The organism is Flavobacterium foetidum (assembly GCF_004634245.1).
Classification (GTDB): Bacteria; Bacteroidota; Bacteroidia; order Flavobacteriales; family Flavobacteriaceae; genus Flavobacterium; species Flavobacterium foetidum.
In genome coordinates, this window is sequence record NZ_SJTF01000012.1 from 148,986 (window position 1) to 160,510 (window position 11,525).

Consider the following 11,525-nt stretch of genomic DNA (forward strand, 5'->3'; position numbering starts at 1 on the left):
TAAAAAGAGTCTGTTTTCCTTTCAACAGACTCTTTTGTTTTTTAAACTACAATTCCAAAAGCAGTTTTTTCATTTCTTCGATTACTATTTTGATATCATTTTCTGTTGTACGCCAGTTTACAAATGAAGCTCTTATGCCTTTTTTATTTTCATAAACTGTTGGTGTTAAAAATACTTTTCCGGTATCATTTAAAGCAACCAAAAACGGACTCACTTTTTCCTGATTATGCTCTCCTTTTAAGGTAAAACAAACATTATTTAAACGGATTGGTGCCAACAGCTCAAAATTTCCATCTTCTATAAGTGCGTTTCCAAAATGAAGCGCTAATGATGTACTTTTTTCAATTAAATCCTGAAAACCTTCTTTTCCATAAGCTATCAAAGAAAACCAAACGGGAAGCGCTCTCAAACGACGTGAATTCTCCGGAAGCACATTCAAATAATTAAAATTTTCCAACGGATTGCCTAAATACGGTGCATTTGAATTTTGGAATGTTTCTATCTGGAGATTGATGTGGTCTTTTTTAATCAAATAAAATGCGCTTTCATAAGGAACGTTCAGCCATTTATGACAGTCAATCGTAATACTATCTGCTCTTTCCCAACCTTTTACGTAATGTTTGTATTTTTCTGAAACGGCCGCAAATCCACCAAAAGCACCGTCAATATGCCACCAGAAATTGTATTTTTCTTTTAATGCTGCAATTGCTTCAAAATCATCAAAATCAGCGGTGTTTACTGTTCCTGCACTTGAGATTAGAATAAAAGGGTTCCCATTTAGAGCTTTAATTTTTTCTTCTAAATCGGCGATATCTAAAGCTTCACGATTGCCTTCGATTGTTTTTACAACCGTATAATTCTGACTTCCTATTCCTAACATCGACAACGATTTTATCGAAGAAGAATGCGGAGTTGCTGTTAAAATATTGATGGTTTCAGAAATTCCGTTTTTAGCAAAATCTTTTCCAAATTGTTTTCCAAACCATTGTCTAGCAACTGCTAAACTCGTAAAATTGGACATTGTAGCTCCAGTCACAAATCCGCCCAAAAAGGAGTCTGGAAGTTCCAATAACTGCAGTAATAAATTAATTGTTTCCAATTCGATTAAAGCCGAATTTCCTCCTTGAGAAGTTACCGATTGCGTATTTTGATCGTAAACCGATGCCAGCCAATCGCCAACAATAGAAGCCGGTGTTGATCCGCCCGTTACAAATCCCCAATAACGAGGTCCTGGAGACGAAACCAATAAAGGAGCCAAACGATCTTTAAACTCTTTTAAAGCTTCATCAGAACCTAAACCCAATTCGTTCAAACTGCGTTTTGGATCAAGTGTATTTTTATTTGAAGTTGGAATATTTTCTAGATTATTCAGAAAATCGATTCCTTGTTGTTTTGCCTTTTCTAAAATATTTTCGAAGTTATTGAGATCTTGTTGTAATATTGAATTCATAGTATGGAGTATTAGGTTTCATGCTGATTGATTCAGATGAAAACAGATTAGATATAATTTTTTATTTGAAGAACTGCTGATTTGATCTTCGGCAGATTTTGGGATTTGGAGTTTAAGATTTGGGATTTTTAAAATCTAGTTACCATTTTGTTTTTTCGGAGAACCTAGAAACCATCATAGAACAGATTACATCTCCGTTGGCATTTAATAAAGTCGCAATTGGATCGACTAGAGTTCCTAGAATCATGGCAACTGGTAAAGCTTGTTCCATTGGGAAACCGTAAACGGTAATGGCTAGAATTTCACCAATATAACCTCCATTTGGAATTCCGCCTTCGACAATCGAAACTACAATTGTAATTCCTAAAGCGAGAAGAATCGTCATTGGATCTGAAAAATCTTTTCCAAACATAGCAAACAAAAAGGTTATTTTTAAGATGGACGACATACTTGAACCGTCTTTGTGCAAAGGCGCTCCAAGCGGAATTACTAAATTCCTGACATGTGATTGAATTCCCATTTTTTCTGCTGCTTTTAAATTGGCCGGAATAGTGGCAATACTGCTGCAGGTTCCTACTGCCGTTAATGAAGGTTCTATATTATTGGTCCAAAAAACTTTAAAAGCCTTTATCCCGCCAGCCACAAACGCATATAAACTGAAAAATACAAAGAAATAGAAAATACAAGCTGCATAATAAACCGCCATTGGTTTTGCATAAACGCCCAGTAATTGTGGTCCAAAAACTCCAACTTGATAAGCAAAATAAGCTCCTAAACCTATTGGCGCCAATTTCATGATAATGTTCAAAAGCTGTTTCATTACCTCGTTTCCTGAATCCAAAAAACTCTTGAAAGCATTCCCTTTTTCGCCTGATTGTAATGTGGCAAAACCAACTAATAAAGAGAAAATAATAAATGCCAGCATGCTTTTTCGGGATAACAATTCGAAGAAATCATTGGCAGTAAGCAGCTTCGTAATTTGATCTCCTGCCGATTCTGATGCTACTTCTTCAAACGGAACTTTGGCAATCGCAATATCTTCATGAATCGGAAAAAGATAAACGGCACTAATCATTACAATTGCTGAGATTAAAATTGTAGCGAGAAAAACCAATAACATGATAACAAACAGTTTTCCCAATTTTTCTGTTCGTTCCAAATTTGCAATTGATGAACCAATTGTAAAAAAGATAAGTGGAATAATGGCAGTAAAAAGCAAATTCAGAAAAATATCTCCCAACGGCTTTATGATCAGCACATCTTCTCCAAATACTAACCCGAAAACACTTCCGATTATGATTCCCCCAAGAAGCCATAAAATACTGCTGTAACTCTGCAAAAAATTGATTTTCTTAACTTCCATAATCGTAGAGAATTATAATTCAGAAAGGTTAATAATAAAGAATGAAAGTACTTAAAAAACTGCTAAGATTTTTTTTCCGCCACAGATTAAAGTGATTTACACAGATTTTAAAATGAACAAATTAATTAGTGGAAATTTGTGAAATTAGCGGCAAAAGAAATCCTCTTAATCTGTGCAATCTGTGGCAAAAAAAACTATTTCTCTAACACAATAGTCGTAAAAGCCCTTTCAACCAATTCGCCGGTTTTGCTTTTTACTTGTTCTGTCTGTGTTTCGGTATAAACGATTTTAAAATCTGATTTTTTGATTAATTCCTGCACTTTTTCGGTGCTGTACAATTCAAATTCAAACTGTGTAAAAGGCAGTTTTTTCATAAAATCTTCTTCAGCAAATGTCAGACAGAAAGTACCATTTGGTTTTAAAACCCTGTAGATTTCCGAAAGTAATTCTTCGGGTTTCTGCCAGAAATAAATCGTATTTACGGTAAATATTTTATCAAATAATTCGTCTTCAAAAGGAATGCTTTTTCCATCATAAAGTGAAAAGAAAGCCTGCTTTTGGGAAACAAAATTACGGTTGATTTGGCGCGCTTCCTGAAACATTAGTTCTGACATTTCCAGTCCGTAATATTTTAGTTTTTCGGCTTGTTCAAACAGAAATTCAACGTGGCCCGCGTTTCCGTGGCCCAGTTCCAGAATTGTGTTTTCGTTTGAAATATTTAGATTCAGAATTGAATGTTTGGTCATATTGATGTTCGTTTCGTTCATCATATTCCCCATTTCAATTCCTTTTTCTCCCGATGGATGTTTTAATTGAGAGGCTATGGCTTGTAGTTCTTCTTGTTTCATGATTTTTAAAATTTCAATTAAAAAAATTCCAAATTCCAATTTTTTTGTCATTTCGACCGAAGGGAGAAATCACACTAGAAACTCCGCACAGAAAGTCGCCAATCTTTATCGAATCCCGCGTGTGATTTCTCCCTTCGGTCGAAATGACAAAACAAACGTTATATCGCGCAAAGACCTTAAAAAACCTGACTTGCAATCTGGCGGATATTCTCAGATTTACCCATTGAATAATAATGTAAAAACGGAACTCCTGCGGCTTTTAATTCTAATGACTGCTGAATCGCCCATTCGATTCCGACTTGTTTGATTTCAGCGTTGTTTTTGCATTTGTCAACAGCATCGATTAAATCTTCTGGCAAATCGATTCTGAAAATCTGTGGTAAAACCTGTAAATGTCTTTGAACAGCGATTGGTTTAATGCCAGGAATAATCGGAATTGTGATGCCCATTTCTCTTGCTTTTTCTACGAAAGCAAAATATTTAGCATTGTCAAAAAACATTTGCGTAACAACATAATCAGCTCCTGCGTCTACTTTTTCTTTTAATCTTTTTAAATCCGATTGCAAAGAAGGTGATTCTAAATGTTTTTCAGGATAACCAGCAACACCAATACAGAAATCGGCTTTGTTATCGGTATCGATTACTTCGTGAAGGTATTGCCCGCAGTTTAAATCTTTAATTTGTTTAACCAAATCAACTGCGTAATGATTTCCTCCTGCTTTTGGCGTAAAAGACTGTTCGTCTTTCATAGCATCTCCGCGAAGCGCCATTACGTTATTGATTCCTAAATAATGACAGTCAACCAGCATGTATTCGGTTTCTTCTTTGGTAAAACCACCGCAAAGCAAATGCGGTACCGTATCTACATTGTATTTATGTTTTATAGAAGCGCAAATTCCAAGCGTTCCTGGACGCATACGAGTTAGTTTTTTGTCCAAAAGTCCGTTACCTTTATCAATATAAATGTACTCTTCACGAGAAGTCGTTACATCAATAAATGGCGGATTAAACTCCATCAACGGATCAATATTATCGTATAATTCCTGAATGCTTTTCCCCTTTTGAGGCGGAATAATTTCAAATGAGAATAATGTTTTTCCTTTGGCGTTTTCTATATGTTCTGTTACTTTCATTATTTATTTTTTGTTTCAGGTTTCAGGTTCCAGGTTTCAAGTTCTCTGTGTAACTTGAAACCTGAAACCTGAAACCAAAATAACTTTTATTAATCTGCTATATTAGGGTTTAACCATTTCATTGCGTAATCCAGCGGTACATTTCGGCGTTTGGCGTAATCTGTAACCTGATCTTCTTTTATTTTTCCAAGTCCGAAATAGCGGCTTTTCGGGTTTCCGAAATAATATCCTGAAACCGATGAAGCTGGCCACATCGCCATACTTTCCGTCAGCTTTACTCCAATTTGTTTTTCAACATCTAAAAGCTTCCATATTGTTGGTTTCTCCAAGTGATCTGGACAAGCCGGATAACCTGGCGCAGGGCGAATTCCTTTATAATTCTCTTTAATCAATTCTTCATTAGTTAATGATTCTTCTGAATCGTAACCCCAGAAATCTTTACGCACTCGCTCGTGAAGATATTCGGCGAAAGCCTCAGCAAAACGATCCGCAAGGGCTTTAACCATAATCGAATTATAATCGTCCAGATTCTTTTCATATTCCGCTGCCCATTCGTCAACACCAAAACCAGTTGTTACGCAGAAAGCTCCCATATAATCGGTTACGCCACTTTCTTTTGGCAAAATAAAATCGGCCAAAGCGATGTTTGGAGCACCTTTTGTTTTTTGTGATTGTTGTCTTAAAGTCAAAAACTTCTCTAACACTTTTCCATTTTCATCACGCAATTCGATATCGTCATCATCAACCTGATTCGCAGGGAAAATTCCGTAAATACCTTTTGCCTTCAGTTTTTTCTCTGCTAAAATTACTTTCAGCATGGCCTGAGCATCGTTAAAAACAGAAGTCGCTTCTTTACCCACAACCTCATCCGTTAAAATTGCCGGATATTTTCCGTACAATTCCCATGTCTGAAAAAACGGTGTCCAGTCGATATACGGAACTAAAACATCCAATTCTACTTCGATGGTTTGAGCACCAATAACTTTTGGTTTAACTGGAGTATATTCGCTCCAATCCAATGGTAATTTGTTTTTACGCGCATCTTCAATTGTCAGGAAATTTTTGTCTCTCGAACGGTTTAAGAACGTCTCTCTAAACGAATCGTATTCTGCACGAATACCTGCCGCATATATTTTTCTATTATGATCCAACAGATTTCCAGCAACCGTAACCGCCCTCGAAGCATCGTTTACGTGAATTACCGTTTCTCTGTACTGCGGTGCAATTTTCACGGCGGTATGGGCGCGCGAAGTTGTTGCTCCACCAATCATAATCGGGATTTTAATATCTTGTTTGTCTAATTCTTTGGCCAGATACACCATTTCGTCAAGCGAAGGCGTGATCAGTCCGCTTAAACCGATGATATCCACTTCGTGTTCAATTGCAGCAGAAATAATTTTTTCCGGAGGAACCATTACTCCTAAGTCGACAATCTCGTAATTATTACAAGCCAAAACTACCGAAACAATGTTTTTTCCAATATCGTGAACGTCTCCTTTTACAGTTGCCATCAGGATTTTTCCGTTTCCTTGTTTGTCTCCGGCTTGTTTGCTGGCTTCGATAAAAGGCAATAAATAAGCCACGGCTTTTTTCATTACACGAGCCGATTTTACTACCTGTGGTAGGAACATTTTTCCGCTTCCGAATAAATCTCCAACTACATTCATTCCAGCCATCAAATTGATTTCAATAACCTCGATTGGTTTAGTTGCTGCCAAACGTGCTTCTTCAACATCTTCTTCAATAAAAGTATCAACTCCTTTCACAAGCGAGTGCGTAATACGCTCCTGAACAGTTCCAAAACGCCATTCCTGAACCGCTTTTTCATCGCTTTTTGCCTCGCCTTTTACGCTTTCAGCAAAATCCAAAAGTCTTTCGGTTGCATCATCACGTCTATCTAAAATTACGTCTTCAACGTATTCTAATAAGTCTTTCGGAATATCATCATAAATTGTCAGCATTTCTGGGTTTACGATTCCCATTGTCATTCCGTTTTTAATCGCATGGTATAAGAATACTGAGTGCATCGCTTCACGAACAACATCATTTCCTCTAAATGAGAACGAAACGTTACTTACACCACCGCTGATATGTGCATGCGGCAAATTTTCACGAACCCATTTTGTTCCTCTAAAGAAATCCAATGCGTTCAATCTATGCTCTTCCATTCCCGTTGCAACTGGGAAAATATTCAAATCGAAAATAATATCCTGTGGAGGAAACCCAACTTTGTTTACCAAAATATCATACGAACGCGCACAAATTTCTACACGACGATCGTAATTATCCGCCTGGCCAACTTCGTCGAAAGCCATGACAATCGCCGCAGCTCCGTAACGTTTGATTAATTTGGCATGGTGAATAAACGCTTCTTCTCCTTCTTTTAACGAAATCGAGTTTACAACGCTTTTTCCTTGTACTACTTTTAGACCGGCTTCGATGATTTCCCATTTCGAACTGTCAATCATAATTGGCACTCTCGAAATGTCTGGTTCTGCAGCAATTAAATTCAAAAATTTAGTCATTGCCGTAACTCCGTCAAGCATTCCTTCATCCATATTAATATCGATGATTTGTGCTCCGCCTTCTACCTGCTGTCTTGCAATATCAAGTGCCTCGTCGTATTTCTCTTCCTTGATTAGTCTCAAGAATTTTCTTGAACCCGTTACATTCGTACGCTCACCAACGTTCACGAAAACACTTTCCGGCGTGATAATCAACGGTTCTAATCCTGATAATACAAGGTCTCTTCTTTTTTCTGTCATTTTTTTTTTAAGTTACTGAGATTCTAAGATGTTTAGATTCTGAGTTTTTTTATTCTATATTTTTTTAGGTCTTTAAACCTGTAATCTTTTTAATATTTTGGGCGTGTTTCGCCGCGGCGAATCGGGCTATCCGTTACAAGTCCTCGTCTCGTCAAAAGACGAGACTGCGGGCTTTTCACTTCTATCCCTCACGCAAACTTGGATTCATAAAAAATTATCTTCTCATTGAAATATTTTCATGAACCCATTTTACCTCATCCTCAACAGAAATTCCACTTTCTTTTGGTGTCAATCTACTAAAAGTAGCTCCTGCTGAATCATATGGCTGGCTATCATCAAAATAGGGACCTACCACTCCAAACATCCATCCATTTTTTGATGCCCAATGCGGTTCATTAGTTAAAAATTTAAATACATAATAAAACACATTATTGCCATCGAAATCTATTCTAACTTTTTCTTCAAGTTCTATTTTATCAGGGCAAGCATCTAATTCGGTTGGAAATTCAAGCCAATTTGCTAAGTGACTTTCCGCTCCTTTTTCAATTGTATGATAAAATTCTGGAAACAATTCTGTCTTTTTATATTCCCACAATAATTGATAAGTTGATTCTCTTGTCAATATATTAGAAGCAAAAGGCAAAACTTCTTCTCTTGTCAATTCTTTTCCATTTCTTAACTTCTCATAAATTGGTTCAATTCGTTGAAACCTGACTTTATTTAATTTTTTATTTTGAATATTAACAACAATAAATCTGTAAATCGCGAATAGTATTATCGCTGAAACTATTACACCAATTATTATAAATACTATCTTCATTAATTTTTCAAAATTTTAGAAACTTTTATACGCATTGTTCCTTGGGAATTTTTATCTCATATAGCCTAAAAGGTTTTCAAAAACTTACAGGTTTCTGATTTTATACCTCAACAAAATTATACCTACAAGGTTTTGAAAACCTTGCAGGAAACGTTACTCAAAAACTGGCGCCACTCTTGGTTTATGATCCTTCGCAACCTCAGCCATTAATCGGATATGGTCCGGAGTTGTTCCGCAACAACCACCGATGATATTGATTAAATTATCTTCTAAATATTCTTTAATGAATGCTTGTGTCTGTTCTGGTGTTTCGTCATATTGTCCGAAAGCGTTTGGTAATCCAGCATTTGGATGCGCTGAAACATTAAAGCTGGTGTTGTGCGCTAATGTTTTCAAATACGGTTTCAACAAATCGGCTCCAAGAGCGCAATTGAATCCTACGCTTAATAACGGAATATGCGAAACCGAAATCAAAAACGCTTCAACTGTCTGCCCTGAAAGTGTTCTTCCTGAAGCATCTGTAATTGTTCCTGAAACCATGATTGGAATATCCAGATTGCGTTCTTCTTTTACTTCTTCGATGGCAAAAAGTGCTGCTTTTGCATTTAAAGTATCAAAAATCGTTTCTACTAAAAGCAAATCACAACCTCCATCCATTAAAGCTTCTGCTTGTTCTTTGTAAGCGATTCGTAAATCATCGAAAGTTACGGCTCTGTAACCTGGGTCGTTTACGTCTGGCGACATACTTGCCGTACGGTTTGTCGGTCCGATTGAACCGGCTACGAAACGTGGTTTTTCGGGATTTTTTGCGGTAAACTCATCGGCAACTTGTCTTGCGATTTTTGCCGATTCGTAGTTTAACTCGTAAACCAAATCTTCCATGTGATAATCGGCCATACCGATTGTCGTTCCTGAGAAGGTATTAGTTTCGACGATGTCAGCACCTGCTTCAAAATAAGCGGCGTGTACATCGCGAATCGCTTGTGGTTGTGTTAGGGATAGTAAATCGTTGTTTCCTTTTAACGGATGTGGGAAATCTTTGAAACGCTCTCCTCTGAAATCTTCTTCGGAGAAGTTATAGCGTTGCAACATTGTTCCCATTGCTCCGTCAAGGATTAGGATATTTTTTTTTATTGCTTCTTGAATTGTTATTGCCATGTTGTTTTGCCACTAAGACGCTAAGGCGCCAAGTTTTTTATTCTATTATTAAAACATACCTAACAGGTTTTGGAAACCTGTTAGGATACGTATTTTTGATTCACATTAATTCCAAAAAACTCACTATTGCTGGCTCATTAGCCCCGATTGAGCCGATATCCTCGTAATGAAATGGAGAGATATAGGCGAAAGCGGGAACTATTGACTGCAAAAATGCGCCAATGATTCGCTCCTTCTACTGAATTGCTTCTGTAAATATTGTATGTTGTCTGGAAAAGTTTTGAGAAATACTGTATGTATTTGTGTTATCTATCTTTAATACTGGAAAATGTAAAAAGTAGAATTTAGCACCTTCTTTATAGTAAAGGGTTGCTAAGGTTTCATTGGGTCTGTCCCTCCGCCTTTCGTGATAACTGACAATAATTTTAAGAACAGTGCAAAGGTATGAAATAGGGTTTCGATTTGCAAATGTTTTTTTCTAAGGTTCTGAGGGGCTAAGATGCTAAGGTTCTAAGGTTTTTTTAGCTTCTGTTTTTCAAATATAGCGTGGTTTCAACCACAGGGAACGTATTGTTTTCATTCCCATTGATTATTCGTTGCGTCTATTCGTTGCGTTTCAGTGGTTGAAACCACTGGCTATGTTCGACTTCTAAAAAATAAAGCTCAAACTTTATAATAAGCTGAGCTTTATTCTTTTTAGTGTTTAGGCTTTTGTTTGGTTCCTCTAAAATTGATAATTGTTATGATATTGGATTCTTTGTCAATGCTGTAAATCAAATAATTGTTTTTGTCTACAATAGCTTTATGCAGAGAAGTATTTCTCTCGGATTTTGGAAATTGATTTGGGTTGAGATTGATTTGGTTTATTACTTGCTGGATTTTATTTTCTAAGTTTAAAATTTCCTTTTGTGTCCATTTTGCTTCAAGATAATCAACAACTTTATTAAATCCTTTTACGGCTTGTTTTGTCCATATAAATTTTAATGCCATTTCGAAAATCTTTTCATAACATCTTCGTGGCTTATAACTTCTCCTTTTTCAGCTTGGTCTAGTCCAATCTGGATTTCGATTTTCTCTGATTCTGATAATTCACTAAACCAATCACTTTGATTTGCTTTCAAAACCAATTCAAGTTTTTCTAAAACACGCTCGTCTTCTACCTTTACCAACTCCTGAATAAACTGATATTTTCTAGCTTCTAAATTCATGATAATCAAAATTTATAAACAAAGATAAGATTTTTTTAGGTTCTGAGATGCCAAGGTTCTAATGGGCTACATTTAAAGATTGACCCTTGTTATTCAAATATAGCCTGTGTTTTATACATTTTTTGATATATTGTTCAGCTCCGGAGGAGTATAATATTTATAGAAAAACAATTAGCACAACGCAAAAGCTCCAACGGAGCGACATATATTTCGCTCCGACGGAGCTCTATGAAAACGAAAACATTTCATCCCTCTGGGATTCTGCGTGATGAACAAAAAAAGCCCAAACATCTATGGTTTGAGCTTTTCTATCTTTCTAATTCTTCACTCAAAAAAAAGAGTGTATAGGGCAGAAAATCAAATGCTTTGTTTAAAAACTTCTGTCCCATTTTAGAAATGTATCAATGACTTCTTGATGATCCGTAAATTCATTATCTGTCATATTCATCTCATTGTCAATTTTTGCCTTTTCTTCGAGTAGTTGTTCTTCATTCCAATTGTTCATAATAGATAATTTATTTAATACTTTCTTAAAGTTAACATTTTATACTGGTTATTCAAATACTGAAAACCATTTTTTTTATTTTTAATACAAAGCTACTAAGCTTCTAAAGGATTAATATTAACTTGAAGTTGCTAAGATGTTAAGCTTATAAGATGCTTTTATTGAAGATGTTTCAACAATGCAGTCGTAGTATTGGAATTAATTACATTTTTCTGATTTATTAAAATGTGAATAATCAGTAATAAAAATTGAAATTCCTGTTTGAAATCACGCAC

10 protein-coding genes and 1 riboswitch are annotated in these 11,525 nt (G+C 36.0%); all 10 genes read right to left on the reverse strand.

Annotated features, from left to right (window positions below):
- Positions 1 to 46 precede the first annotated feature (46 nt).
- Complete coding sequence (locus E0W73_RS15845) at positions 47 to 1,450, reverse strand: pyridoxal phosphate-dependent decarboxylase family protein (RefSeq protein ID WP_135223018.1); 1,404 nt, start codon at positions 1,448 to 1,450, stop codon at positions 47 to 49.
- A 139-nt stretch (positions 1,451 to 1,589) separates the two neighbouring features.
- The gene (locus E0W73_RS15850; protein ID WP_135223019.1) at positions 1,590 to 2,813 is read right to left on the reverse strand and encodes a dicarboxylate/amino acid:cation symporter; all 1,224 of its coding nucleotides are present in this window, start codon (positions 2,811 to 2,813) and stop codon (positions 1,590 to 1,592) included.
- 194 nt (positions 2,814 to 3,007) lie between these two features.
- On the reverse strand, positions 3,008 to 3,661 hold the full coding sequence (locus E0W73_RS15855) for a class I SAM-dependent methyltransferase (protein ID WP_135223020.1): 654 nt from the start codon (positions 3,659 to 3,661) through the stop codon (positions 3,008 to 3,010).
- A 176-nt stretch (positions 3,662 to 3,837) separates the two neighbouring features.
- The gene (gene metF, locus E0W73_RS15860) at positions 3,838 to 4,794 is read right to left on the reverse strand and encodes a methylenetetrahydrofolate reductase [NAD(P)H] (protein WP_135223021.1); all 957 of its coding nucleotides are present in this window, start codon (positions 4,792 to 4,794) and stop codon (positions 3,838 to 3,840) included.
- An 89-nt stretch (positions 4,795 to 4,883) separates the two neighbouring features.
- On the reverse strand, positions 4,884 to 7,559 hold the full coding sequence (gene metH, locus E0W73_RS15865) for a methionine synthase (RefSeq protein ID WP_135223022.1): 2,676 nt from the start codon (positions 7,557 to 7,559) through the stop codon (positions 4,884 to 4,886).
- A 214-nt stretch (positions 7,560 to 7,773) separates the two neighbouring features.
- On the reverse strand, positions 7,774 to 8,379 hold the full coding sequence (locus E0W73_RS15870) for a hypothetical protein (protein ID WP_135223023.1): 606 nt from the start codon (positions 8,377 to 8,379) through the stop codon (positions 7,774 to 7,776).
- Between the two features lie 153 nt (positions 8,380 to 8,532).
- Positions 8,533 to 9,537: a homocysteine S-methyltransferase family protein gene (locus E0W73_RS15875; RefSeq protein WP_135223024.1), complete on the reverse strand. Its 1,005-nt coding sequence runs from the start codon at positions 9,535 to 9,537 to the stop codon at positions 8,533 to 8,535.
- Positions 9,538 to 9,839: 302 nt separating this feature from the next.
- Positions 9,840 to 9,953: riboswitch (SAM riboswitch) on the reverse strand.
- A 280-nt stretch (positions 9,954 to 10,233) separates the two neighbouring features.
- Complete coding sequence (locus E0W73_RS15880; protein WP_135223025.1) at positions 10,234 to 10,527, reverse strand: type II toxin-antitoxin system RelE/ParE family toxin; 294 nt, start codon at positions 10,525 to 10,527, stop codon at positions 10,234 to 10,236.
- Positions 10,518 to 10,745: a hypothetical protein gene (locus E0W73_RS15885; protein WP_135223026.1), complete on the reverse strand. Its 228-nt coding sequence runs from the start codon at positions 10,743 to 10,745 to the stop codon at positions 10,518 to 10,520. Before E0W73_RS15885 ends, E0W73_RS15880 begins: the two co-directional genes overlap by 10 nt.
- A 370-nt stretch (positions 10,746 to 11,115) precedes the next feature.
- On the reverse strand, positions 11,116 to 11,250 hold the full coding sequence (locus E0W73_RS21690; RefSeq protein ID WP_262710913.1) for a hypothetical protein: 135 nt from the start codon (positions 11,248 to 11,250) through the stop codon (positions 11,116 to 11,118).
- Positions 11,251 to 11,525: the final 275 nt, after the last annotated feature.